The following is a 25500-nucleotide window of genomic DNA, read 5'->3' as shown; positions in this document are numbered from 1 at the left end:
AGGCTCATGCGGGCGGACAACAGGGCAAAAAAAGGGGGCGCAATCCTTTTTGAAACCGGCGTCGAATTTTCCGTCTGGTCGCAGCATGCCGCGCAAATCCAGCTCTGCCTCTTCGATGAAACCGGCAACAAGGAACTCGCGCGCTTGCCGATGGCGCGCGAACACGGCCATGTGCACAGCCTTTTCGTCGACGGCCTGAAGGAAGGCGCCTGTTACGGCTTTCGGGCCGACGGCATCTATGATCCGGAAAACGGTCTCTGGTTCGATCCGTCCAAGCTTCTGGTCGACCCGTATGCCAAACAGCTCGACCGGCCCTTTCGCCATGATCTCCGTCTCGGCATCTTCGGCGAAGACACGCACAGCCTGATGCCGAAGGCGATGGTGACCCGCGATACGACAGTGACGCTGGAAAAACCGCTCTTCAAGCCGGGCGGCTTTATCTATGAAGTCGCCGTCAAACCCTTCACGATGCTCCACCCCGACGTTCCCGAGACGCAGCGCGGAACCGTCGCCGCACTTGCCCATCCCTCAGTGATCGCTCATCTCAAGCGCATTGGTGTCGATGCCGTCGAGCTGATGCCGATCACCGCTTGGATCGACGAGCGCCATTTGCCGCCGCTCGGACTGGCAAACGGGTGGGGCTACAATCCCGTTGCCTTCATGGCGCTCGATCCGCGCCTCGTACCGGGCGGCATGGCCGAACTGCGCGATACGGCTGCCAAGCTTCGGGCCGAAGGCATCGGCGTCATTCTTGACCTCGTCTTCAATCATACCGGCGAGAGCGACCGTCACGGCACGACGCTGTCGCTGCGCGGCCTCGACAATCTTTCCTTCTACCGGCATCTGCCCGGCCGTCCGGGCGAGCTTGTCAACGACACCGGGACTGGCAATACCGTCGCCTGCGATCATCCCTATGTCCGCCAGCTCATCATCGACAGCCTGCGACATTTCGTCCTGGGCGCCGGCGTCGACGGTTTCCGTTTCGATCTGGCGCCTGTTCTCGGCCGCACGGCAAACGGCTTCGAGGCAAAGGGAGCGACGCTGTCGGCGATACTCGGCGATGACGTGCTCGCCGAGCGCATCATGATCGCCGAGCCTTGGGATATCGGTCCGGGCGGCTATCAGCTTGGCAATTTTACAGCTCCCTTCCTGGAATGGAACGACCGCGTTCGCGACGATATCCGATGCTATTGGCGCGGCGACGACTGGAAGACCGGGGCGCTTGCAACAGCACTGGCCGGCTCCTCCGACATTTTCTTGCGAAACGGCGGAACGGCGACGCGCAGCGTCAATTTCCTCGCTGCCCATGACGGTTTCACGCTGAAGGATCTCGTTTCCTACAGTCATAAGCACAACGAAGCTAATGGCGAGGAAAACCGCGATGGCCACAACGAGAACCATTCGTGGAACAATGGCATCGAGGGCGATACGGACGATTGCGATATCATCAAAAAGCGCCGTTGCGATCTGAAGGCGCTGATCTCGACGCTCTTTGCCAGCCGCGGCAGCATCATGCTGACGGCGGGAGATGAAGGCGGACGAACACAGCGCGGCAACAACAACGCCTATTGCCAGGACAACGAAATCACCTGGGTCGACTGGAGGGCGCTGGATGAAGAATTGATTACCCACACCGCTTTCGTGGCAGCATTGCGAAAGCGCTTCTCCGTCTTCTCCGAATCCGGCTTCTTCGACGGTAACGGCGATGTCGAATGGATATCGTCCTCGGGCCAACCGATGAGACTTGGCGAGTGGGAGGCTGCGAACTTGTCCGCGCTCGGCATGCTGCTTAAAACAGGCGACCGCGATATCCGCAGACAAGTGCGTCTGGCCGTGTTTTTCAATCGATCGAACAATGCGATGGACTTCGTCCTGCCGCCCCCGGACACTGCCGAGTGGCGGCTGTTGAGCGCGCCCGGCAACTTTGAAAAGCTTGGCCCGGTCGTGACGGTTCGGCCGCGCTCGGTCGTCTTTTGCCTCGGCAATTGATTCAAGCCGCAACGAAGGTGAATCGTTGTCGTAATTGTCATGAATCCACTGTAAGCAATTGAGCAGGCGGCTTTTTTCATGGGGAATTTATGGTCAGGGAAATTTCGCTCGCGGAAGTGCGCGGGCTCATTGGCACGAAAACAGGGCTTTCAGATTGGATTCTTGTCGATCAGGCGATGATCGACGCTTTTGCGCACGCCACCAACGACCATCAGTTCATCCATACCGATCCGACCCGCGCGGCAACCGAAAGCTCCTTCGGCGGCACGATCGCCCATGGCTTCCTGACGCTCTCCCTGCTTTCGGCTATGAATTACGATGCGTTGCCGAAAATCCGCGAGCAGACGATGGGTATCAACTATGGATTCGACAAGGTGCGCTTCATGGCACCGGTCAAATCAGGCACCCGCGTCCGCGGCCATTTCGTCCTCGCCGATGCACGCTTCCGCGGCGCCAGTATGCTGATGACCACATATGAAGTATCCATCGAGATCGAGAACGAGAAGAAACCCGCACTTACTGCGAACTGGATCACCATCATCCAGTTCGACCCGAAGGACCGGCCGGAGGAAACCTGAGGAGCAGGCTACCGCGCAGTTGTTCCACCTCCTTGAAACCGCCGCTGGCTTGTAAACCACAGGCCAATTCGGCGTTGCCGCGTTATGCTTTGGTCTTTCCAAGAGCCAGCCGGTGAATTTTCCGAACCGCAGGAAAGCGCACTTGCAGAACTGGGCCTGCTCCTGACGAAGGCACGGGCACGATGTCGGCCGATAGGACACGCCACCCGCTATCCGGTCCATTTCCACGCCGCTCTCGGGCAATTTCACGGTCAGCCCGTCAGTGCCCCGCGTCGACTGCCGCCTCGGCCAGCAGACCGAAGACATAATCGGAAAACGACCGCCAGCATTCTATCCGGAACGTATCGTCCTCGGTGCGGAAGATCACGACTTCCGCCTTGCCGAACAGCGTGCGCGAGCAGGCGCCGACCGGAAATGTGCCGATCGACAGGTCCTGCGGGCAGCCTGCCGAAAGCGTGGCTTCGGCGCCGGGGCCGGAGACGATGATGCCGACATTGCGATGGGAGACGTCTGTTGCCGAATGAAGGAGGCTGACACCTGAGCACATGGCCATCAAATCTGCGCCGTCTTCATCGAGCACCAGCCATTCGTCGGGGCCGAGCCAGAGCACCGAGCGTCCACCCTGGCGGCCCGACGTCTTCGGCGCATCCGGGACCTTGACGCCGAGAGCCGATGAAAGAGCCTTGAGCGAACCTGCAGGCGCCCGCAGCGCCACCCGGCTCGCCGCAGGCGCAGGTGTCAGTCGCACAGTGGCAGATCCGGCGTGGTTGCCGGAAAGAGCGAATTTGCGAATTGCCACATCAACCATTGATCCGGCCTCCTTCCTTGTCAAAGAACACCATGTCCGTCACTTCGACGGCAATGGTCTTGTCCGGCATCGGCACATAGAGGGTCTCGCCGATGCGCGCCCTGCCGCCGGCGACCAGCGCGAAGGCGATCGACTTGCCGAGGTTTTCCGACCAGTAAGACGAGGTCACATGACCAAGCATGGTCATGGGCTTCGGCTCGTTCGGACTGGCGACGATCTGTGCGCCCTCTTCGAGCACCAGCTTTTCATCCTTCGTGACAAGACCGACAAGCTGCTTGCGGCCTTCCCTGACGAGATCGGGACGCTTCAGCCCGCGAATGCCGACAAAATCCGTCTTCTTCTTGGAAACGGCCCAGGCAAGACCTGCGTCATCCGGCGTAACCGTGCCGTCCGTATCCTGTCCGACGATGATATAGCCCTTTTCGGCGCGAAGAACGTGCATCGTCTCTGTGCCGTAGACGCAGGCGCCGAGCGGCTCGGCATTCGCCCAGACAGCTTCAAGCACCGATTGGCCGAAATCGGCCGGAACATTGATTTCGAACCCGACTTCGCCGGTGAACGACACCCTGAAGAGGCGCGCAGGCACGCCGCAGACCTTGCACTCGCCAACGCTCATATGCGCGAAGGCCTCGTTGGAAATATCGAGCCCCTCAACGAGCGGCGCGACGATCTCGCGCGCCTTCGGACCCTGCACGGCAATCACAGCCCATTGCTCGGTAACGGAGGTCAGCCACACGTTCAGGTGCGGGAACTCCGTCTGCAGATAGTCTTCCATGTGATGAAGGACGCGCGGCGCCCCGCCTGTCGTCGTCGTGACATGGAAACGGTCCTCGCTCAGGCGCCCGACAACGCCGTCGTCGTACACGAAGCCGTCTTCGCGGGTCATGATGCCATAGCGGCATTTTCCCGGTTTCAGCGTGTCCCAGGCATTGGTGTACATCAGGTTCATGAATTCGGCCGCATCCGGGCCGACGACTTCGATCTTGCCGAGCGTCGAGGCATCAAAAACGCCTGCGACGTCGCGAGCCGTTTTGCATTCGCGGGCAACCGACTGATGCATGGTCTCGCCGGCGCGCGGATAGAACCAGGCACGCTTCCAGTTGCCGACGTCTTCGAAAACAGCGCCGTGCGCCTCTTCCCACTGATGCATCGGCGTCTTGCGCGCCGGATCGAAGAGCTCGCCGCGCGAATGGCTGATCAGCGTGCCATATGTGACCGGTGTATAGGGCGCACGGAAGGTCGTGAGGCCTACCTGCGGGATTTCCTTGCCGAGCATTTCGGCGGCGATCGCCAGACCGTGCATGTTGGAGAGCTTGCCTTGGTCGGAGGCCATGCCGTTGGTCGTGAAGCGCTTGATGTGCTCGATCGAGTGCATGCCTTCGCGCACCGCAAGGCGGATGTCCTTGGCGCAGACATCGTGCTGGAAGTCGATGAAGGCCTTGGCGCTCGTCTTGGGGCCTGCACCTTCGGCAGCTCCGATCATGCCTCCGGTCCAGTCATAGGGCTGCTCGGCCGAGATGCTGATCTTGCCACCGCCTGATTTTCCGACGGCTTGCGCCATCAGCTCGCCGGCCGCAAGAGACTCTTCGATCGTCTGTTGCAGGCCGTCCGTGCCGTTGCAGGCACCGACCGAAAGACAGTCCTGTGCATAGGTCCCGGGCAGGAAGCGCTGGCTTTCCGGCTCGAACTTCACCTTGCCGCGCGACTGCGAGAAAAGGTGCACCGACGGCGTCCAGCCGGCCGAAACCAGCAATGAGTCGATCGCAATCTTGCGCGGCGAGCCTGCGCCGTTGCGGGCAACGGTCATCGATGAGACGCGGAGCTTGCCCGAGGTTTGGATGACCGATTGTCCGGCCAGCACCTCGATGCCGAGCGACCGCGCTTGGGCAAGAACTGCAGCTCCCGGTGTCTGGCGGCAATCGACGATGGCAGCGATTGCCACGCCGGCACGCTTCAGGTCGAAAGCGGCTTCATAGGCCGAGTCATGGGCAGTGTAGACACCAACCTTGGCTCCGACGGCGACGCCGTAATGGTTGAGGTACATGCGCGCGGCAGACGCCAGCATGATGCCCGGACGGTCGTTGTTTGGGAATACCATGTGCCGCTCGATTGCGCCGCTGGCGAGGATCACCCGCTTGGCGCGGACCTGCCAGAGACGCTCGCGTGGCAGGTCACGGCCTGGCTTGGCGATATGATCGGTCACGCGCTCCGCAAGAGCGATGAAATTATGGTTGTAGTAGCCGAAGGCCGTGGTGCGGGTCAGAACCTGCACGTTGTCCATCGCCTTCAGCTTGGCAGCCGTCTGCTGCGCCCAGACGTAGCCTTCGATGCCGTCGATCTTCACGCCACAGTCGAAACGCAATGCACCGCCGCATTCGGCCTGTTCGTCGCAGATGATGACGCGGGCGCCCGCTTCGGCCGCGGCAAGGGCAGCGGAGAGACCGGCAACGCCCGCGCCGGCAACGAGCACGTCGCAATGCGCAAAGCGGCTTGCGTAGTGATCCGGATCGCCTTCCGTCGGCGCAACGCCGAGACCGGCGGAACGTCGGATGAGTGGCTCATAGACATGTTTCCAGGCTGCCTTCGGCCACATGAAGGTCTTGTAGTAGAATCCAGCCGCAAAGAACGGCGAAAGCAGATCGCTGATGCCACCGACGTCAAACGCAAGCGACGGGAAGCGGTTCTGCGACTTGACGATCATGCCGTCGAAGACTTCCTGAACCGTGGCGCGCACGTTCGGCTGCTTTCGCGCAAAGTCGCGGGCAACGTCGATCAGCGCATTCGGCTCTTCCGCGCCGGCTGAAAGGATGCCGCGCGGCCGATGGTACTTGAAGGAGCGGCCGACGAGATGCACTCCGTTGGCAATCAGGGCCGAAGCGACGGTGTCGCCTTCGAGCGCGGTATAGCTCTTGCCGTCGAAAGTGAAGCGTGCGGTTCTCGCCGGCGTCAGGCGTCCCTTGCCTGGAATTCGGTTCGCGCCGCTCATTTCGCCTCTCCTTCCGTCGCTTCATAGGTTTCGACGGGAGCGTGCGGAACGCTGGCAGCGCCAATTTCAGGCCTGGGCTCGCCTGCCTTGTAGGTCATGATGAATTTGTCGCTGATGGTGTCGCGGGCCGCATTGAAGAAACGGCCGCAGCCGTGGATGTGCCGCCAGCGTTCGAAGATCAGACCCTTCGGGTTGTCGCGCAGGAAGAAATATGTCTCGAATTCCTCGTCGGAGATCGAAGCGATTTGTTGGGGCCGCGCAATATGCGCGTCGCCAGCGCCACGGAATTCGAGCTCGGAGCGCTCTTCCTGACAGTATGGGCAGTAGATCAGTAGCATTTGATTCCCTTGTCGGAATTGCGTGGTCAGTGCGCGACGGCGGCGGCCGCCGCTTCGTCGATGAGCCGTCCGGTGCGGAAGCGCTCCAGGGTCAACCCGGCATTGAACTTGTGCGGCTCGTCGCGGGCGATCAGGTACGCAAAGAGATTTGCCGAACCCGGCGTCGCCTTGAAGCCGCCGGTTCCCCAGCCGCAGTTGACATAGAGTCCTGGAACCGGCGTCTTCGACTGGATCGCCGAACGGTCCGGCGTATTGTCGACGATGCCGCCCCAGGAGCGCATCATTTTCACGCGGCGGAACATCGGGAAGAGCTCGCAAATCGCATCAAGCGTGTGTGTGATGATCTGCAAGCCGCCTGTCTGCGAATAGGAATTGTACTGGTCCGTGCCAGCGCCGATGACGAGCTCGCCCTTGTCGGACTGCGAGATATAGGCATGCACCGTGTTCGACATGACGACACAGGGAAAGATCGGCTTCAGTGGTTCGGAAACCAGCGCCTGCAGCGGGCTCGATTGCAGCGGCACGCGCACGTCGGCCATTTTCATTACGGTCGTCGAGTGGCCGGCCGCGGAGACGCCGACCTTCTTCGCGCCGATGAAGCCGCGATTGGTTTCGACGCCGACCACCCGCCCGTCCGGTCCGCGGCGGATGCCGGTGACTTCGCAATTCTGGATGATGTGCACGCCGCGATCCGACGCTGCACGGGCATAACCCCAGGCGACGGCATCATGGCGCGCCGTACCGCCGCGGCGCTGCAAGGCGGCGCCGTTGATCGGGTAACGCGCCGTTGCCGAAATATCAAGCGGAGGGCAATAGGCCTTCGCCTGCTCCGGCGTCAGCCATTCGTTATCGATGCCATAGAGGCGGTTGGCATGGATATGCCGCTTGAAGGACTGCTGATCGTGGATGTTGTGCGAGAGCATCATCACGCCGCGCGGCGAATACATCACATTGTAGTTGAGATCCTGCGACAGGTTCTCCCAAAGCTTCATCGAATGCTCGTAGATGTGCATGCTCTCTTCATAGAGATAGTTGGAGCGGATGATGGTGGTGTTACGGCCGGTGTTGCCACCGCCGAGCCAACCTTTTTCCAACACCGCCACGTTGGTAATGCCGTGCTCCTTGGCAAGGTAGTAGGCTGCTCCCAGACCATGCCCGCCGCCGCCGATAATAATGACGTCGTATTGCGCACGCGGCTCCGGCGAAGTCCACTGCCTCTCCCAGCCCTTGTGGCCTCTGAGCGCTTCCCGTGCCACGGCAAAAACCGAGTATTTCCGCATCCGCCTTCATCTCCTTCAGGGAAAGGCATTTTCTTGGTGTGGCCATACAAATCGCAAATCGAAATGCGGCACAACGTTTCTTTTGCGACGCGAACGGGCTTTTGTTTGACATGGGTCGAACAAGTGCTGATCACACCGAGGTTACTGCATGCCCCCGCGCACCGGATTAGTCCGACTAGCCCAAGAGGGCAGGAAGACGAGGCGCAAAAATACATGCTAATATTCCTATGCTCAGGGGTATTCCCATGTCGTATCTGCGTCTTGCCACAGCCACCGTGCTCAGCGCGGTGCTTTTTAGCTCCATGCCGGCCTTCGCAGCTGAGCAGGTTGGCCAGGCGGTCCACATCAAGACGGAAGTAACCGGTCAAACGGGACCGCTGACCGTAAATTCAGCAGTCCACCGCGACGAGCGCATTCGTACATCGCGATCCGGCCTCGGCCAGTTTCTTTTCCGTGACGGCACCAAGCTTGCGGTTGGCTGGGGTTCATCTGTCGTCATCGACAAATACATCTTCGACGACTCGCAATCGGTGAAAAGGCTGAGCATCCGCGCAGCGAAGGGAACTTTTCGCTGGATCAGCGGCAGTTCGAAATCGTCCGCATACCAGATCCTGACTCCTGCGGGCACGATCGGCGTGCGTGGCACCGCCTTCGATTTCTATGTCGGCCCGGATGGAACGACGGCCGTCGTCATGCTGAATGGCGCCGCCCAGTTTTGCGGCCCGGGCGGCTGCCGGCAACTGACACGTCGTTGCGACTGTGTCGTTGCGACACCCAACGGCGACATGACGGATGTGGCGCGCGTAAACCAGGGGGTCCTTCGAAGACTGGGGACGCCACGCGCCCTCCCGTTCCTTTCCGGCAGTCAGTCGCTTTCCGGCATGATGGGCGGCGGTTGCGGATTGTCGGCGGCACTGCAGCGGCCAGATGCGCCCCTGCGACAGGCACCGAGCGCTCCCACTCGAGCACCGAAACCGGAACCAGAGCCCGAAAAGCCCCGCGAACCCAGCAAGCCCCACCCGGAGAAGCCGCACCATCCGGACAAGCCGCACCATCCGGACATGCCGAGCCATCCGGACAAGCCGAGCCATCCGGACAAGCCGAGCCATCCGGACAAGCCGAGCCACCCGGACAAGCCGAGCCATCCGGACAAGCCGAGCCATCCGGACAAGCCGAGCCACCCGGACAAGCCGAGCCATCCTGATGGACCGCGTGGATCACATGATCATTACCGTGGAGATCATGACAAACGTGGCGACAAGGTCGACAATCATCATGGCAGGAACCGCGACAAGGGTCGCGGCGACCGGAGCCGCCATCGCTGATACGTCATCCTGCGGGACGCGCTTCCTCAGAAATCGGTTCATCCCGGAAATGATCGGCCCTGCGGGAAATCCGGCGATAGAATTCCGCAAGCCCGGGAGTGATCATTTTCGTCTTCAATCTGATGGCACTGACGATCCTGCGCGTGTCGGGCGAGCGCGAGCGAAATGCCTCGGTAAGCTGATTGTGGAGCTGCCGCAGCTCGTTGAACTCGGCCGATTGTCGCACGCGCTCATCGCCGACGACGGCGAACAGGCGCGTACGGCTGGTCTTTCCCTTTAGACCGATGGTACCCGCCTCAAGCAGCGCTGCACCTGGCTGCAGCCGTGCCGTGTCCTCCGAAATCAGAATATCGAAGCCGACTTCCTTGCAAGAGGATTCGATCCGCGCAGCAACGTTCACGGCATCGCCGACGGCCGAGTAATTGAAACGCGCCTCGGCTCCCATATTTCCGACACAGGCAATGCCGGTATGGATACCGATACCGATGCCCACCGGCTGATCCTTGCCAAAGCCGAAGGCATCGGCAGCATTGAGCTCGGCAAGCGTTTCCCGCATGGCCAGAGCGGCGCGAACCGCCTTCGTCTCGTGATCGGCAACATCGACCGGCGCATTCCAGAAGGCCATGATCGAATCGCCGATGAACTTGTCGAGCGTGCCCTCGTTGGCGACGACATGGCGGCTTAGCGCGTCGAGCAGGGTGTTCAGGAATCCGACGACGGCCGTCGGCGGCAGCCGCTCACTGATTTCGGTGAAATGGCGCACGTCGACGAACATGACCGTCAGCTCCCGGTCGTCGCCGCCAAGGCGCAGTGCGTCGCGCGTATGCTCGATACGATAGAGAAGCGATGGTGACAGATACTGTCCGAAGGCGCGGCGAACCTCGCGCCTTTCCCGGTCGATCACCAGGATGCGAAACGACGTGGCTGCGAAATGGGTCACTGATCCGCTGATGATCGGAGCCAGCGGATCGAAAAGAAGCCCGGCATAGGAAAAGCAGAGCCATGAGGCGACAACAGCAAGTGCGGTAATCGCCAAACCACAGAACAGGGCCACCGCCGGGCTGACGAAGGTCGTCAATATCACCAACAGGCCGCCGAGCACGGCGATGGCGAATATCTCCAGGCCATCCGCCCAATCCGGCCGCGACAGATAGCGGCCGTTTAAAATCTGCTCGACGGTCTGTGCGTGCAGCGAGACCCCCGGCACATTCTCCCCAAGCGCCGTGACACGGATGTCCTGCAGCCCCGCGGCCGATGTGCCGACAAAGACGATACTTCCGTTTATCGCCGCGCTGACTTCAGTCGATGCACCGTTTTGTGCAAGCACATGCCGCGCGGAAACATATCTGTCTGCATGATCGGGGCTGACATAGAGCCATAGCTCGCCGGCCGCCGTCACGGGGACGACAAAATCGCCTGTCTTGACTGAGGTCATGACGCCTGCCGCATCCGGAGCGCCTGCCAGCACATAGGTCGAGACACCCTGGGCAACACGCAGTGCCTCAAGCGCCAGATTCGGATAAAGCTGCTCCCCATCCGTCAGGAACAGCGGAACTGCCCGCACCACTGACGAAGAGCTGCCCGGATTGAGGCTGATGTGACCGATGCCGGCGGCGTTCGCTTCTAGGCGCGGACGTAAAGGCGTTGCAGCATTGAAATGTGGGGGTGCGCCGACGGGACTCTCGCCGGTAAAGGCAAAGCCTGCCTTGACGGACGGGCGATAGGTTCCCTCGTTGGTCAGGCCGAACCCGAGCACGACAGGCTTATCGGCAACAGAATCGGCGAAAATCTCGTCATTGTCGGGCAATTGCGACAGCAGCGCCGGATCGATTCCGGGCACGGTACCGACGACGGTACGGGGCGAAAGCCGGTCCGGTTCGGCAAAGAGGATGTCGAAGGCGATCGCCGCCGCACCCATCCCGGACAGCCTGTCGACGAGCATAGCCAGCCTGTCTCTTGGCCACGGCCACTGGCCGAATTCGCGCAGCGATGCCTCGTCAATATCGATCACCCGAACAGGCAGCTCTTCGAAGGGCCGCGGCGATACGCGCTGGTATTCGTCAAAGGTCACGTCGCGGATCGATCGCAGCAGCTGTGGATCGCTGGCCCGCAGCAGCGTGAGCACGGCAACAATCGCCAAGCCGATGATGACGCCGATTTGCTGCGCGCGTGTCATGAACCCGATGGCGCCCCCTAAGCTGCACGTCGCTGAGCAGCGAAGAAAGGCTACGCCGCTTTGGCGCCGAACGCCATCCTGTCGCAGGACCGGCGCGCAGCATAAAGGGAGATTGTGTCGAGCGCCTGGAAACTAGCGGCCGGAAAGAGGGTGCGCCTCGTGCACTCGACCTATTGGCCGGCCGATTTGGCTGAACCCTTGCGCTTCCTTTTCGGGGCCGGAAGTTCAGGCTCGGCTTCTGCCTGCCGCTGCAGACGGAGGGCTTTCAGCTTCTCCGTCTTTTTATCACGCAGTTTTGCTTCGTCTGCAATGATCGCCCGCGCCGTGTGATCCGTGGCTTCCGCCTTGTCGCGGGCCGACATCTTCGTGGCGTTGAAGAATGCGTCCTTTGTGGCAGTCATTCACTTTTCCTTGGATGATTCGCGATTGGAAACCACGCTCTCAAGCGGCATTCAACGGGTATTTACGGCCTTCTTGGGCATCGGCAGCAGGCCTTCGCGCTGCATCTTCTTGCGCGCGAGTTTCCGCTGACGGCGGATAGCTTCGCCCTTTTCGCGGGCGCGCTTCTCCGATGGCTTTTCGTAGGCGCTGCGCGCCTTCATTTCGCGAAAAAGACCTTCGCGCTGCATCTTCTTCTTGAGAACGCGAAGAGCCTGGTCGACATTGTTGTCCCTGACGAGAACCTGCAAAATCTTATCCTTTCGCGGCAATGCATGCCGTATCGTTAATGAGGGAAGGCGTTACTTTCGAACCTTGATGCTGGACGTCTTCAGCCAAGGCTCGGCATTGGAAGTTTGGACTACCTGAGCGCCGGAAATCCGCGGCGGGGATTCGGTCGCGTCGATATCGAGCGATGTTATCCTGCGCTCGAAGTTTTCGGCCTCGAACCGAACACGGTACTGCACATGTCCATGGTCGTTCGGCAGGACGCCGACGACCTTGCATCGCCTGTCGGCAGCGGCCGTTCGGGTGAGACCGGATTTCAGCACGACAAAATCCCCGATTTTATAGGTCGGCTTTGCCTTATAATTGGGCCTTGGCATCACGGGTGCTCTTTCAAATGTCAAAAAGGCCGGGCGCTTCACCCGACCTCTTCCCGTCACTCAGCCTGCTGTCAGACCATCCATGGTCAGTCGTGGCAAATGACAAATCACGCGGCCTGGAGATTGTCCGCGGCGTTCTTGCCGGACTTTTTGTCCCGGACAAGATCGTAGCGTAGCTTCTGCCCGTCGGACAACGCGCCCATGCCGGCGCGCTCCACGGCGGAAATGTGAACAAATACGTCGGTCGAACCGTCGTCCGGCTGAATAAAGCCAAAGCCCTTGGCGCTATTGAACCACTTAACTGTGCCTGAATTCATGAACGATCTCCTTTCAATCGCTGCACTGCCGGGAAATATTCACCGGTTCTTATCGAGAGTTGAGAGGAAATCTGACAGAGCGCTCAGCGCGTGACAAAGGTCACAAGCAATATTCGATAGGCTCATATATAGGGGTATTTCTGCATACCGCAATAGCAAATACGTTTCTGGAGGCCGTATCGGCCAAGCCGGCACAAGGCTTATGCGCCATTTTTTCGGCAGAACGCCATATCAGTCTGGACTTCGTGCCTTCTATCTGTTATCCCGCTTCACCAATCGCAAGGCTCCGGCCGCGCGAACCGTATAATTTTGCCCTGGCGCTGTGCCGCCGCTGGTGTCAACCAAAACCAAAGGAACGTGATTCTCGTGCAGGTACTCGTCCGCGATAACAATGTCGATCAGGCTCTCCGCGCTCTCAAGAAGAAGATGCAGCGCGAAGGCATTTTCCGCGAAATGAAGATGCGCGACTACTACGAGAAGCCGTCGCAGAAGCGCGCCCGCGAGAAGGCCGAGGCTGTTCGCCGCGTCCGCAAGCTGGCTCGCAAGCGGGCACAGCGTGAAGGTCTGGTCGCACGCTAAGCGGTACCGTCGTTATTTCGACGTTTTCAGATGCATGTTGGCGGGGGCGATTACGTGTCGCCGCCGCCTTTTTGTTTTTGCTGCTGAAGAGCGTATATCCGATCGCCCCCGGATATGACGCAGGGGGAAAGCGCACGAATGGCTGATTTCTTGTTCACCTCGCACCGGTCCTTGCGCGCGGCGAAAGCGACGCTGCCGGTGCTCGCAATCCTTGCGGCGATCGGCCTTGCCGGTTGCCAGACCGACAACACCTCCGATGCTGTGATCCGCCTCGACAAGGCTCAGGGTTCGGAAGAGAACATTGCCTCGCTGACTTCGGTGATCAATGCCAATCCGCGTGATCCGGAAGGATATAACGTCCGAGGCTCGGCCTACGGCCGTGCCGGTCAGTTCAAGGCCGCGCTGAACGACTTCAATAGCGCCCTGCAGATCAATCCGCGCTTTTACCAGGCCTATGCCAACCGCGCGCTCGTCTATCGCAACATGGGCCAGCAGCAACAGGCGATCGCCGACTACAACTCCGCGCTGCAGATCAACCCGAGCTACGACGTCGCCTATATCGGCCGCGGCAACGTCTATCGCCAGGCCAACCAGGACGATGCGGCATTCAACGATTTCGCCCGCGCGATCCAGCTCGGCACGACCGATGGCCGCGCTTATCACAATCGCGGCCTGATTTTCCAGAAGCGCAATCAGCAGGACAAGGCGATTGACGATTTCTCCAAGGCGATCTCGCTGTCACCGAATTCGCCCGAGCCCTATAACGGTCGCGGCATTTCCTATATCGCGCTGAACGACGACGACAATGCCTTCGCCGACTTCAACCATGCAATAGAGCTCAACGGCAACATTGCCGAATCCTGGGCCAATCAGGCGCTCGTCTATGAGCGCCGCGGCGACAAGGACAAGGCGGCACGTTCCTATCGCCACGCAATCGGCCTGGACCCGAAATACCAGCCGGCCCGCGATGGCCTTGCCCGGGTCGGCGCTGCAACCAGCGGCTAATACCTGCAGATCACGGAGGAAACAGCGATGGCGGCGAAACGGCATGTGATCGTCGTCGGCGCCGGTATCATAGGCGCCTCGATCGCCTGGCATTTGGCGAAGGCCGGTGCAGCTGTGACGGTCGTTGCCGAAGAAACCGGCGGCGTCGCAACACCCAACTCCTTCGCCTGGATCAATGCCAGCTGGGGTAACCCCGAATTCTACTTTCGTTTCCGGCGCCGCTCGATGGCGCAGTGGAAGCGGCTCGCTGCCGAGCTTCCGGGCATGCCGCTTTCCTGGTGCGGCGGCATCTGCTGGGATCTGCCCCGTGATCAACTCGAAGCTTTCGCGAAGGAGCACGGCGGCTGGGGTTACGGAGTAAGCCGCATCGAGCGCAGTGAGATCTCCCGCCGCGAACCCTATCTCGAAAATGCACCCGATTTCGCCCTCGCTGTCGCCGAGGAAGGCGCAGTCGAGCCGGTTGCAGCCGCGCGCATGATGCTGGCGGATGCCGAGGCGCGGGGGGCGAAATTCATCGGCGCTGCCGTTGGCAGCCTCATCCGTAGCGGAGATCACATTGCCGGCGTCGTGACGTCGCAAGGCCTGATCGATGCGGACCATGTCGTCCTGGCTTGCGGCGCAGGATCCGTTCCCATAGCCGCGTCAGCCGGCATCACGCTGCCGGTCGAAGCGCCTCCCGGCCTGATCGTTCACTCCCGCCCGTTCGAAAAACGGCTGAACGGCCTGGTGATTGCGAGGGAACTGCATATGCGCCAGACGACAGAAGGGCGCATCATCGCGGGCAGCGACTTCGCCGGCAGCGATCCGGGCGAAGACCGAAAGGCGACCGCGGCAGCTCTGTTTGCAAAGGTCAAAGCCAGCCTTTTAGAAACCGAGGCCCTGACGATGGATTTCCTCACTGTCGGATATCGCCCGACACCGAAAGACGGCTTCCCGATCATCGGCGATTGCGGCATCGGCGGTCTTTACATCGCAGTGATGCATTCCGGCGTGACGCTTGCTCCGTTGGTCGGCATGCTGGCGGCAAACGAAATTCTGTCAGGCGCAACTGACGAAAGCCTCGAGCCATTTCGCCTTTCCCGGTTCGCCTGACGGCATATTTGTATGACCATTACAATTCTTCCGTCAGCATGTTTTAGTGTGTTGCAACCACTTTCCCGTACCCCTAACATATCCGTGCTTCGATAGCAGGCTATCGGGAATCGAACGCATTGAGGGCACTGACGGCGATGCAGTTTTTTGCTTTCGTAACTGTTTGCGAAAATCAAGCCGGGCAATTCGCCCTCGAAAGGCTGCAAAGAATATTCCGATGAGTCTGCGCACGCGGCTGTTTCCCAAAGCTTCGATTGGCACCTATCTGGTTGCCATGGCGGTCTCGATCGCCGTGCCGATCTTTGCCTTCGTCACACTCCTGCTTCTGCAGCTCGAGGACAATCAGCGGACGACGCTGCGGCGCGAGACGGCGCAAGACGCGCTGAGTCTTTCTCGCTCCATTGACCGGCAATTGCAGGACATGGCGACGACGCTTCGTCTGCTCTCGACCTCGCCGGAACTCGAGAACAACGATTTCGCTTCGTTTCATGGGCGGACCGAAACGGCCCTGCGCGGCGATACGCTCTACGTGATCGCCGTCGACCGTAGCGGCCAGCAGCTGCTGAACACGCGCCGTGATTTCGGCACGCCGCTTAGCAAGACAGCCAATATCCCGGCAATGGAATCGGCCATCAAGTCCGGCCGTATCGAAGCATCCGACGTCTTCAAGGGAACGATCAGCGGCGAGTGGGTCTACAATGTCACGATGCCACTGGATGCAGGTCATGTCGCGGCCCTGATCGCCACCCAGAACGCCAAAGACCTCGCCAGACTTGTCACGACCGAAGATCTTGCGTCGGGTTGGTCTGCTGCGGTGATCGATCAGGGAGGCCATGTGGTGGCTTCGAGCGGCATGGCAAGCTTAGCCCCTGGAACGCCATTCGACACCCGCATCCTGCCGTCGCTTGTCGCTTCGCGCGGCGTCTTCGAAGACAAGGATATTCTGCCGAATCAGCTCCTGGGCTATGCCCAAATTCCCGGCTGGTCCTGGAAAACGGTGGTCTGGGGACCGGTTGCCACGGCCCAGGCATCGATCCTCACGACATGGCGTTTTCTGATCGTCGGCGGCATCGCATTGCTTCTGGTCGCCGTGCTCGCCGCTTATGCCGTGGCGCGGCAGGTGCGCACGACGATACGCGACATAGCCGATATGGCCAAGCGCATGGGCGAGGGCCAGATCGTCTCGCCGATCGATACCAGTGTCATCGAGGCGAACCAGGTCGCCGTTGCGCTCTCCAATGCCTCTTTCGATCGCAGCCAGACGGAAGACCGTCTGCATTTCATAATGCATGAGCTGGTGCATCGAACGAAGAACCTGCTTACGCTGGCCCAGGCAATGATGCGCCAGATCGCCAAACAGGCTGATAGCGTCGAAGGCTTCCAGAAAGCCGTTTCCGATCGCCTCGACGGGCTCGTCCGTTCGATCGAGCTCTTGACAAGCGAGCAATGGTCCGGTGCCTCGCTCCGCCGGGTCGTCGACATTCACCTGCAGGCCTTTCCGCAGGCGGCAGAACAGCTTGAGATTTCCGGAGAGGATTTTGTGGTCAAGCCGGAGGCGGTCCAGAACCTCGGCCTGACGTTGCATGAACTGGCTACCAATTCAGTGAAATACGGTGCGCTTTCGGTACCGCATGGCCGCGTCTCCTTATCCTGGGGAAATATCCGGGTCGAGGATCAGTCCGAGGCAATGCTGCGATTTGTTTGGGAGGAACGCAACGGTCCGAAGGTCGCTACACCGTCCCGCTCCGGCTTTGGAACCACCGTTATCAAGACGCATGCGGCAGCAGCCTTCCGCGGAACGGTTCAGGTGGACTATCTGCCGCAGGGCCTGATCTGGACTCTGACAGCACCGCGCAGCGCGCTCGAGCGCGAATAACGGCCGGAACAATCAAAAGGATCAATTCGTTTCCGATAGGTCATCCGAAAGGAGAAACGGCCATGTTCAAGCACATGATCATCGCAGCAACGGCGGCGGCAGCAGTCTTTGCAGGCCCGGCCGGCGCTGCAAACTATATCAGCGTCGGCCGTCTGGTCTGCGGATCGGAAGGCGGTCAAGGGCTGATTGTCACGTCGCAGAAGAATTTGATCTGCACCTACACCCCTGCCGGAGGCGGCCCGAAAGCCGTCTATGCTGGCAGGATCGAAAAATTTGGCCTCGACATCGGCGAGACGGGCAAAAGCGTTATGATCTGGCAGGTTCTTGCCAAGACTGGAACAAACATTCCGGAATTTGCGCTTGCCGGTGAATACTATGGGATCGGCGCCGATGCCAGCCTTGGCGCGGGTGCCGGCGCCAAGGTGATCGCCGGTGGCACCAACAAGGCTTTCATGCTGCAGCCGCTGAACGTGCAGGCTCAGGAGGGCCTCAACCTCGCGATCGGCGTGGAGAAAATGACGCTGGCGCCCGCTGCTACCTGACAAGGTCAGCGGTGACGGAAAAAGGCTCGCTCAGGCGGGCCTTTTTCTTCGGTCTGCATCTGTGAAACGAAGGCCTGATCCCGGCGCCGGGCCTTGGCTCAGTGTCCGATCGCCTTGTTGATTTCCTCGGTAACCTTCTTTGCATCGCCAAGCAGCATCATCGTGCCGTCCTTGTAGAACAGCGTATTGTCGATGCCGGCATAGCCCGAGCCGAGCGAACGCTTGACGAACAGGCAGGTCTTGGCCCTGTCGACATCGAGGATCGGCATGCCGTAGATCGGCGAGGTCTTGTCATCGCGCGCCGCTGGATTGGTGACGTCGTTGGCACCGATGACATAAGCGACATCGGCTTGGCCGAAGTCGGAATTGATGTCTTCGAGTTCGAAGACCTCGTCATAAGGCACGTTTGCTTCGGCCAAAAGCACGTTCATGTGGCCGGGCATGCGGCCCGCGACCGGATGAATTGCGTATTTGACTTCGACGCCGGCCCTCTTGAGATTGTCAGCCAGCTCGCGAAGCGCGTGCTGCGCCTGAGCAACCGCCATGCCGTAACCCGGCACGATAATGACCTTGGAAGCGTTTGCCATCAGATAGGCGGCATCCTCCGCCGAGCCGAGCTTGACGGTCTTGTCGGAATTGTCCGCTGCCGTGGCGGAGGTCTCGCCTCCGAAGCCGCCGAGAATGACGGAGATGAACGATCGGTTCATGCCCTTGCACATGATGTAGGACAGGATCGCACCCGAAGAGCCGACCAGCGCACCGGTGATGATCAGGGCGAGATTGCCGAGCGTGAAACCGATACCGGCTGCCGCCCAGCCCGAATAGGAGTTCAGCATGGACACGACGACCGGCATGTCGGCGCCCCCGATCGGCACGATCAGCAGCACGCCGAGCGCCAGCGAAAGCGCAACGACCGCCCAGAAATCGAAATGGCTTTCGGTTGCCGCAAGCCCGATGATGAAGAAGACGATCAGCACCAAAAGAGCGATGTTGATGATGTGCCGGAAGGGAAGCAGGATCGGCTTGCCGGACATGCGCCCGTCGAGCTTCAGAAAAGCGATGATGGAGCCGGTAAAGGTAAGCGCCCCGATGGCGGCGCCGATCGCCATCTCGATACGCGCCTCGCCGTGGATAGAGCCGATATCGCCGATGCCGAAGGAGGCCGGCGTATAAAGCGCGGAGGCAGCAACCAGCACGGCGGCAAGGCCGACCAATGAGTGGAAGCCCGCCACCAGCTGCGGCATGGAGGTCATCGGGATGATGCGGGCGATATAGGCGCCCGCCCCGCCCCCGATCGCCAGTCCGAGCACGATCAGCACGAAACCGGTAAAAGAAGGCGTTGCCAGCACCAGCGTCGTGAGGATCGCGATCCCCATGCCGATCATGCCGTAGAGATTGCCCTTGCGGCTGGTGGCCGGATGGGAGAGGCCGCGCAGTGCCAGGATGAAAAGCACGCCGGAGACGAGATAGAGGAAAGCTGCGATATCGGTCATGCGTCCCGCCTCACTTGTCCTTCTTGCGGTACATCGCCAGCATGCGCTGCGTGACGAGGAAACCGCCGAAGATGTTGACCGACACGAGAACGAGCGCGACGAAGCCGAAACCGGTCGCAAGCCCGCTTGCCGAGATGCCGACTGCAAGCAGCGCGCCGACGACGATGACCGAAGAGATGGCGTTGGTGACGGCCATCAGCGGTGTATGCAGCGCCGGCGTCACCGACCAGACGACGTAATAGCCGACGAAGATCGCCAGCACGAAGATCGCGAACTGGAAGACAAAGGGATCGATCGCCCCGCCCGTTACAGCACCTGCCGCATCCGGTGCCTGCGCGGCCGCCGCCACGACTGCGTTGACCGCCTGGTCAAGCTGCTCCAGCGCCCTGTCCATTGCTTCACTGGCCATCGGCTATCCCCTTCTTCGTCCCGCCGAATGCCGGATGCACGACATCGCCTGCATAGGTCAGCATGGTCGCTTTGATGAGTTCGTCGTCGAGGTTGAGGACGACGCTCTTCGTCTCCTTGTTGAGCATGGTCTCGAGGAAGGTGACGAGGTTCTTGGCATAAAGCGCCGAAGCGCTGGCGGCGACCCGGCCCGGCAGGTTGGCAAAGCCGATCACCTTGACGTCTTCGACCTCGGCGACCTCGTCTGCAACCACGCCCTCGATATTGCCGCCACGCTCGACCGCAAGATCGACGGCGACAGCGCCTGGCTTCATCGAAGCCAGCATCTGGCGCGATACGAGCTTCGGCGCAGGGCGTCCGGGGATCAGTGCCGTGGTGATGACGATGTCCTGCTTGGCGATATGCTCGGCAACGAGGGCTGCCTGCTTCGCCTGGTACTCCTTTGACATTTCCTTGGCGTAGCCGCCTGCCGTCTCCGCTGCCTTGAACTCCTCGTCTTCGACGGCGATGAATTTGGCGCCGAGCGAGGCGACCTGCTCCTTGGCGGCGGGGCGAACGTCGGTGGCCGAGACCGCAGCGCCGAGGCGGCGCGCCGTTGCAATCGCCTGGAGGCCTGCCACGCCTGCACCCATTACGAAGACCTTGGCGGCCGGGACGGTACCCGCCGCCGTCATCATCATCGGCAGGGCTCGATCATAGACGGACGCCGCTTCGATGACGGCTTGATAACCCGCGAGATTTGCCTGGGAGGAAAGAACATCCATGGACTGCGCGCGGGTGATGCGCGGCATGAGTTCCATGGCGAAGGCCGATAGCCCCGCCTTCGCCATGGCGGCAATCGCCTCGTCGTTACCGTAGGGATCCATGATTGCGATGACGACAGCGCCGCTCTTGTAGCCGGCAATCTCCGCCTCCGTCGGGCGGCGTACTTTCAGCACCACATCGGCGGTTGCCGCATCGCCGGCCGAGCCGATCCGGGCCCCTGCAGCTTCGAACTCGCTGTCCGGCATGCGCGACAAAACGCCAGCACCTGCCTCAACCACGATGTCGAAGCCGAGGTTCCTCATCTTCTTCACAGTTTCGGCAGACGCTGCAACGCGCGTCTCCGAACCGACCGATTCTTTTGTGATGAATACGATATTGCCCAACTGCCCCCTCCTCTGGGTCAGCCAAACCGCCGCGGGCTCACCGCTCAGGCCAAGCACCTATTCGAAAGATCGGAAATGCCGCTCCTCGCCTGCTGGCGATCAGCGCAGCAGCACGATGCCGGCAACGAAGATGACGAGAAAAACCAGGAGGCCGCCGAGAAAGCCGCTGCTGGTGAAAAAACCGGCTGTCATGCCAAGCAGCAAGGCGATGAGGAACATCGTTCCGTATTTCGCAGCCGAAATGAACAGATTGTAGGTCTGTTCATGTTCCTTGTAGTCCATCGGCGCGCCGACTTCGACGGGTCCGTTGTGTTCTTCGGCCATGAAATTTCGTCTCCCTGAATGCCATGATCCCATTGAGGGCTTACACAAAGCCTTCGAAAAGCGCAATGCATGAGAATGCCGCACCGGCAAGCGCTGCGGCATTTCAAGAACGCGGGCCTCAGAGCGGCAGATCGGTGCCGAACTGGCCTTCGGGCACGAAGCGAGCGGTCGGGATGATGGTGAGCGATGGCAGCCTGCTTTCGGGGCCACGGGAAAACATCATGCGCTGTTCGCTGGCGCTGGAAATAAAGAATGGGTAGCGCGTCAGAAGCTTTCGGCCAACCTCGATCACATTCGTCGCCATCAGCGTCATGTCGATTCCGTAGTTCTTCGCCAGCCGGCCCGGCACGATGGTATCTGCGTAAAAAACCCGCTTGTAGAAGGCGGCATGCGGAGGCCGGCAGAACTGGAGAACGCGGTCGGCACGGAAATGCGCGGCCGCAACGATGCTCGGCCTCAGCGTCAGATAGGGAATCCACGACAGGTCGGCGGTCAGTTCCGGATCGGCGGCAAAGCGCGCCGGATCGATCAAGGTCAGCCCTGCATCGAGAAGCGAATCGATCGCCTCGGGAAAGGCGCCCGCCGACTGACTGACGCGATGGTCCGGCGTAACATAGTGAAGGCGGACCGTGCTGACCAGTTCGCCGTAATAGTAGAGACCGAAGACATAAGCATGGCTATCGAAATCGGTATCGTCCAACAGCCCTTTTGGGGCGAGCGCCAGCACATCATGGGCCTTATAGGCCTTCCAGCGCAACCGTTCCACATCCTCCATATCCTCGCTGCTTTCGATGCGGCGATATTCGACATGGTCCAGAATTTCGAGAAGCTTTCTTGAAAAGTCACTTGTATTCAAAGGGATTGACGCCATTGATGTTCCCGCCGTTAACGGGTCATTAATCATATCTGGGCGCGCAAAGAGCAAGAATTATCAAAAATTTTTGACGTATTTGAATTATTAAGGTTAACGGCCGCGGATTAATGACCTTGCTTCGATGGCGCCAATTCCCCAATCAGGCAACCTTGCTGCGGCGGCGCTGGGTGACGCGGCGGCTGAGCGCTTGCGAAAGGATGCCGATCTCCTTTGAGGGGACGGGCGGAGAAAAGACATATCCCTGCACCAGATCTGCACTGCGATGCTTGTTGAGCAATGCCAGTTGCTCGACAGTTTCCACACCTTCGATGACGATCTTCAGGCCAAGCTCGCGGGCGAGATTGACAGTACCGCACAAAAGCTTCAGGCGGCGCGTGTCTTCGGCGATATTGCGAACGAAGGAGCGATCGATCTTGACGATGTCGAGCGGCAGCGTGTCGAGGTAGCTAAGGCTGGAGAAGCCCGTGCCGAAGTCGTCGATCGCTATGGTGATGCCGTGGGAGCGCAACTCCGCGAGGATGGCGCGCACCGCCGCAGGCTCGTCGATGAGACAGCTTTCCGTAATTTCCAGATGCAGCCGCGACGCCTTGAGGCCCGATGTCGAAAGCGCTTCCGAAACGACGGCGAGGATATCGTTGTCACGCAGGTCGCGTGCCGAGAGATTGACCGAAATCGCAATGTGGTCGGGCCAGGTCATGCATTCGCTGCAGGCCTTGAAAAGGATGAACCGCGTGATGTCCGATATGATGCCCATCTCTTCGGCGAGGCGGATGAAAACGTCCGGCGGAATGGCGCCTTTTTCCGGGTGGACCCAGCGCGCCAGCGCCTCGGCGCATTCGATGCGTGCCCCATCGGCTTTGAACATCGGTTGAAACGCAACGCTGAGCGCGCCCGCAGCCACCGCCTCGCGCAAGTCCGCCTTCAGCTTCTGCTGCTCGATGTAGCGTCCATCCATTTCGTGCTCGAAGCCGGTGATGCCGCCGCGCAGTCGTGACTTGCTTTCAAAAAGGGCGAGGTCTGCCTTGATGCTCCACTCCTCCATTGCAAATGCATTGCTTTCGAGGATTGCGTAGCCGGCGCTGAGCGACACAAGGAAGGTGACCTCGTCCACTGCGTAATTGCCCTGAACGTCGCCATGCATCCGGCGGATTTCGGCATCGAGCGCTTCGTTGTTCCTGGCATGCGGGAAGAAGATGACGAACTGGTCGCCCATGAGGCGTCCGACGATGGCATTGCCTGCTTCGTCCTTGAGCCGCGCGGCAATTGCGCAGAGCAGGTGATCGCCGGTGATGTGGCCGCGCATGTCGTTGACGTGCTTGAACTCGTCGATGTCGAGGACCATGAAGCCAAGCGGCCCACGCCTTTTCGGATGACGCTCGATATATTCCTTTACGAGATGACCGAAATATTCGCGGTTCGGCAGTCCGGTCAGCGCATCGAAGCGAACCATATGCAGGATCTTCTGCTCCGCCTTGACGCGGCTCGACACATCCTCGAAGATCAAAACTGCGCCGCCGTCGGCACGACGCTTCGCGGAAAATTCCAGCGACAGGCTCTCAGGAAAATGGATCAGGGTGCGCGACAGGCCCTCCTCGGCAACCTGTGTCAGCTGCCGCAGAATCAATTCCGGCTGCGAGGCATCCATGAAGCTGTAGCGCGCGCCGTAGCGCAGCACGGCACCGAGGTCGCGATCTTTCAAACGGTCCGGTTCGCCGATCTTGAGAAGCTCGCAGGCCTTCCGGTTGATCACCTGGATGCGGTTCGACGCATCGACCATCACGAGACCGTGCGGCATATTGTTGAGCGCTGTATCGAAACGATCGGCAATCAGCGAGATCTGCCGGTGAGCGATGACATTCTCATAAAGAAACTCGCGCACACCGTTCGCCATCGCCCGCGTTGTCAGCCAAAAGGGAATGAGGAAGATGGAGAGGATGCCGCGATAGAAATCCAGCGCCATCAGGCTGCCGACGATCATCGGCAGGCAGCAGGAGAAAGTCTGCAGGTCAACTGCCAGCCGCGAGCCGTAATTGCGGCCGACGACGGAAACCATGGTCGCCATGGTGACGGAAATGCAGGCAAGCTCGGCGAAGGAATCATGCACGACGAAGATGGCATAGCCGCTGCCGATGCCGAGGATGGCTGTCGTGCAGGCGGCGCCGGCAACCAGGACCCGCTCCCAGCGCTCGATTCCGGCGCGCGACAGTTTCTCTTTCTCCACGCGGTCGAAGCGCCGGAAGGTGATCATGCGCACGCAAAAGACCAGCAGGGCGGCTGCCGACAGCAGAACATAGACAAAAGACTGTGTTTTGGCTGCAACCGCCAGGAAAGTTGCGACATGCACGACGACGCCGGCGAGCAGCGTCATGCGGTTCCCCGAAAGAGAACTCACAAACGACAGATACACGTCGATAGGGACCCTGTTCGGGTTATGTGGTTTCATCCATACTTTCCCTGTGCGCCGGGATGATACGGGGAACCTTTTAAAATTTGATTGCCTGGAGCCTATCTATTTGGTTGTTTTTTCTAAAACCCAAGAGAGAGTTTGAAGATCAATGCGGAATTTCACAGCCAATAAGTGAAGTTTGTGGAAAAATGATCCACGCCTAAGTTGCTTATTGTACAGGATGCATCTTAACCGTCGCATCCGAAGTCTACGACTAAAATCCTATACGGCCGTTTATTCTTTCAATTTCGCGGACCGTAGTTTACACAAATTTCAAAAGGGAGAACTTGCCGCAAAGGCAGAGTAAGGGGAAAGGCATGCCGGCGTTCCTAAGCGTCAGCCGGCTGATCGACAGCGTCAGCCAATTCATCGGGAGAATCGCGGATTACATGGTGCTTGTGTGCTGCTTCATCAGCGCCGGCAATGCAATCGTCCGCTATCTTTTCAATTACAGCTCGAACGGTTGGCTGGAGATCCAATGGTATCTCTTCGCCTACGTCGTCGTGCTCGGGGCAGCTCATACGCTGCGCAACAATGAGCACGTGCGCGTCGACCTCATATACGGTTCGGTTTCCGACAGGGCCAGAATCTGGATCGATATCATCGGTTTGATCGTCTTCCTGATTCCGGCCTGCTCCTTCCTGGCTTACCTTTGCTGGCCCTATTTCGTGATCGCCTTCCAACAGGGCGAAGTATCCGCCAATGCCGGAGGGCTCATCCGCTGGCCGGTCAAGCTTGTTCTTTTTGCAGGTTTCGCACTCCTGGTGCTGCAGGGTATTTCGGAACTCATCAAGAGGATCGCCGCGGTGAGCGGCTACATCCAGCTCGAAACGAAATACGAAAAGCCCCTGCAATAAGGCTCTCCGGGAGGAA

At 60.0% G+C, this 25500-nt stretch carries 24 protein-coding genes; 9 read left to right on the top strand and 15 right to left on the bottom strand.

Features of this window, described 5'->3' with window-relative positions; translation table 11 throughout:
• Positions 1–6: 6 nt before the first annotated feature.
• Positions 7–1989 carry a glycogen debranching protein GlgX gene (glgX, locus tag EV130_RS22455; RefSeq protein ID WP_132661459.1) on the top strand — a complete coding sequence of 661 codons (1983 nt, stop codon included), beginning with the start codon at positions 7–9 and terminating at the stop codon, positions 1987–1989.
• Between the two features lie 89 nt (positions 1990–2078).
• A complete protein-coding gene (locus EV130_RS22450; RefSeq protein ID WP_074062490.1) occupies positions 2079–2567 on the top strand; it encodes a MaoC family dehydratase in 489 nt (162 codons plus the stop codon).
• 259 nt (positions 2568–2826) lie between these two features.
• Here the strand turns inward: EV130_RS22450 and EV130_RS22445 are convergent, their stop codons facing one another.
• The 4 genes from EV130_RS22445 to EV130_RS22430 are packed head-to-tail and all read right to left on the bottom strand — an operon-like array spanning position 2827 to position 7979.
• On the bottom strand, positions 2827–3375 hold the full coding sequence (locus tag EV130_RS22445; RefSeq protein ID WP_074062491.1) for a sarcosine oxidase subunit gamma: 549 nt from the start codon (positions 3373–3375) through the stop codon (positions 2827–2829).
• Positions 3368–6361: a sarcosine oxidase subunit alpha gene (locus tag EV130_RS22440; RefSeq protein WP_132661456.1), complete on the bottom strand. Its 2994-nt coding sequence runs from the start codon at positions 6359–6361 to the stop codon at positions 3368–3370. The genes EV130_RS22445 and EV130_RS22440 overlap by 8 nt, the downstream gene beginning before the upstream one ends.
• Complete coding sequence (locus tag EV130_RS22435) at positions 6358–6699, bottom strand: sarcosine oxidase subunit delta (protein ID WP_074062493.1); 342 nt, start codon at positions 6697–6699, stop codon at positions 6358–6360. The genes EV130_RS22440 and EV130_RS22435 overlap by 4 nt, the downstream gene beginning before the upstream one ends.
• Positions 6700–6725: 26 nt before the next feature.
• Entirely contained in the window at positions 6726–7979 is a 1254-nt protein-coding gene (locus EV130_RS22430; protein ID WP_074062494.1) for a sarcosine oxidase subunit beta family protein, read from the bottom strand.
• Between the two features lie 245 nt (positions 7980–8224).
• Between EV130_RS22430 and EV130_RS22425 the strand changes: the two genes are divergently transcribed.
• Positions 8225–9304, top strand: coding sequence for a FecR family protein (locus tag EV130_RS22425; protein WP_132661453.1), 1080 nt, complete (start codon positions 8225–8227; stop codon positions 9302–9304).
• Between the two features lie 4 nt (positions 9305–9308).
• On the opposite strand, the gene EV130_RS22420 is transcribed toward EV130_RS22425, so the two are convergent.
• The 5 genes from EV130_RS22420 to EV130_RS22400 form a co-directional block, all read right to left on the bottom strand.
• Positions 9309–11480 carry a CHASE2 domain-containing protein gene (locus EV130_RS22420; RefSeq protein ID WP_074062495.1) on the bottom strand — a complete coding sequence of 724 codons (2172 nt, stop codon included), beginning with the start codon at positions 11478–11480 and terminating at the stop codon, positions 9309–9311.
• Between the two features lie 170 nt (positions 11481–11650).
• A complete protein-coding gene (locus tag EV130_RS22415; protein WP_074062496.1) occupies positions 11651–11881 on the bottom strand; it encodes a hypothetical protein in 231 nt (76 codons plus the stop codon).
• A 51-nt stretch (positions 11882–11932) separates the two neighbouring features.
• Positions 11933–12169: a 30S ribosomal protein S21 gene (rpsU, locus tag EV130_RS22410; protein WP_074063327.1), complete on the bottom strand. Its 237-nt coding sequence runs from the start codon at positions 12167–12169 to the stop codon at positions 11933–11935.
• 51 nt (positions 12170–12220) lie between these two features.
• Positions 12221–12523, bottom strand: coding sequence for a cold-shock protein (locus EV130_RS22405; protein WP_074063328.1), 303 nt, complete (start codon positions 12521–12523; stop codon positions 12221–12223).
• A gap of 107 nt (positions 12524–12630) precedes the next feature.
• The gene (locus EV130_RS22400; protein ID WP_074062497.1) at positions 12631–12840 is read right to left on the bottom strand and encodes a cold-shock protein; all 210 of its coding nucleotides are present in this window, start codon (positions 12838–12840) and stop codon (positions 12631–12633) included.
• A 366-nt stretch (positions 12841–13206) separates the two neighbouring features.
• Between EV130_RS22400 and rpsU (EV130_RS22395) the strand changes: the two genes are divergently transcribed.
• From rpsU (EV130_RS22395) to EV130_RS22375, 5 genes are all read left to right on the top strand, one after another.
• Entirely contained in the window at positions 13207–13419 is a 213-nt protein-coding gene (gene rpsU, locus EV130_RS22395) for a 30S ribosomal protein S21 (RefSeq protein ID WP_003585885.1), read from the top strand.
• A gap of 138 nt (positions 13420–13557) precedes the next feature.
• Entirely contained in the window at positions 13558–14424 is an 867-nt protein-coding gene (locus EV130_RS22390) for a tetratricopeptide repeat protein (RefSeq protein ID WP_074062498.1), read from the top strand.
• A 27-nt stretch (positions 14425–14451) separates the two neighbouring features.
• On the top strand, positions 14452–15516 hold the full coding sequence (locus tag EV130_RS22385; protein WP_132661450.1) for an NAD(P)/FAD-dependent oxidoreductase: 1065 nt from the start codon (positions 14452–14454) through the stop codon (positions 15514–15516).
• A gap of 217 nt (positions 15517–15733) precedes the next feature.
• On the top strand, positions 15734–17392 hold the full coding sequence (locus tag EV130_RS22380) for a sensor histidine kinase (RefSeq protein ID WP_132661448.1): 1659 nt from the start codon (positions 15734–15736) through the stop codon (positions 17390–17392).
• Positions 17393–17454: 62 nt separating this feature from the next.
• On the top strand, positions 17455–17934 hold the full coding sequence (locus EV130_RS22375; RefSeq protein WP_074062501.1) for a DUF992 domain-containing protein: 480 nt from the start codon (positions 17455–17457) through the stop codon (positions 17932–17934).
• A gap of 98 nt (positions 17935–18032) precedes the next feature.
• Here EV130_RS22375 and EV130_RS22370 read toward each other — a convergent pair whose 3' ends face one another.
• From EV130_RS22370 to EV130_RS22345, 6 genes are all read right to left on the bottom strand, one after another.
• Entirely contained in the window at positions 18033–19427 is a 1395-nt protein-coding gene (locus EV130_RS22370; protein ID WP_074062502.1) for an NAD(P)(+) transhydrogenase (Re/Si-specific) subunit beta, read from the bottom strand.
• A gap of 10 nt (positions 19428–19437) precedes the next feature.
• Positions 19438–19836 carry a proton-translocating transhydrogenase family protein gene (locus tag EV130_RS22365; RefSeq protein ID WP_074062503.1) on the bottom strand — a complete coding sequence of 133 codons (399 nt, stop codon included), beginning with the start codon at positions 19834–19836 and terminating at the stop codon, positions 19438–19440.
• A complete protein-coding gene (locus EV130_RS22360) occupies positions 19826–20983 on the bottom strand; it encodes a Re/Si-specific NAD(P)(+) transhydrogenase subunit alpha (RefSeq protein ID WP_132661445.1) in 1158 nt (385 codons plus the stop codon). The genes EV130_RS22365 and EV130_RS22360 overlap by 11 nt, the downstream gene beginning before the upstream one ends.
• Positions 20984–21082: 99 nt before the next feature.
• Entirely contained in the window at positions 21083–21307 is a 225-nt protein-coding gene (locus tag EV130_RS22355) for an aa3-type cytochrome c oxidase subunit IV (protein WP_074062505.1), read from the bottom strand.
• A 118-nt stretch (positions 21308–21425) separates the two neighbouring features.
• Positions 21426–22178, bottom strand: a complete 753-nt coding sequence (locus tag EV130_RS22350; protein ID WP_132552482.1) for an N-acyl amino acid synthase FeeM domain-containing protein — start codon at positions 22176–22178, stop codon at positions 21426–21428.
• A gap of 142 nt (positions 22179–22320) precedes the next feature.
• Positions 22321–24624, bottom strand: a complete 2304-nt coding sequence (locus EV130_RS22345) for a putative bifunctional diguanylate cyclase/phosphodiesterase (protein WP_074062507.1) — start codon at positions 24622–24624, stop codon at positions 22321–22323.
• A 320-nt stretch (positions 24625–24944) separates the two neighbouring features.
• On the opposite strand from EV130_RS22345, the gene EV130_RS22340 reads away from it, so the two are divergent.
• Positions 24945–25484: a TRAP transporter small permease subunit gene (locus tag EV130_RS22340; protein ID WP_074062508.1), complete on the top strand. Its 540-nt coding sequence runs from the start codon at positions 24945–24947 to the stop codon at positions 25482–25484.
• The last annotated feature ends 16 nt before the right edge of the window (positions 25485–25500 follow it).

The sequence above is a fragment of the Rhizobium azibense genome (assembly GCF_004342325.1).
Classification (GTDB): Bacteria; Pseudomonadota; Alphaproteobacteria; order Rhizobiales; family Rhizobiaceae; genus Rhizobium; species Rhizobium etli_B.
The sequence above is the reverse complement of the archived record's forward strand: the minus strand, read 5'-3'. Positions and strand labels throughout refer to the sequence as shown.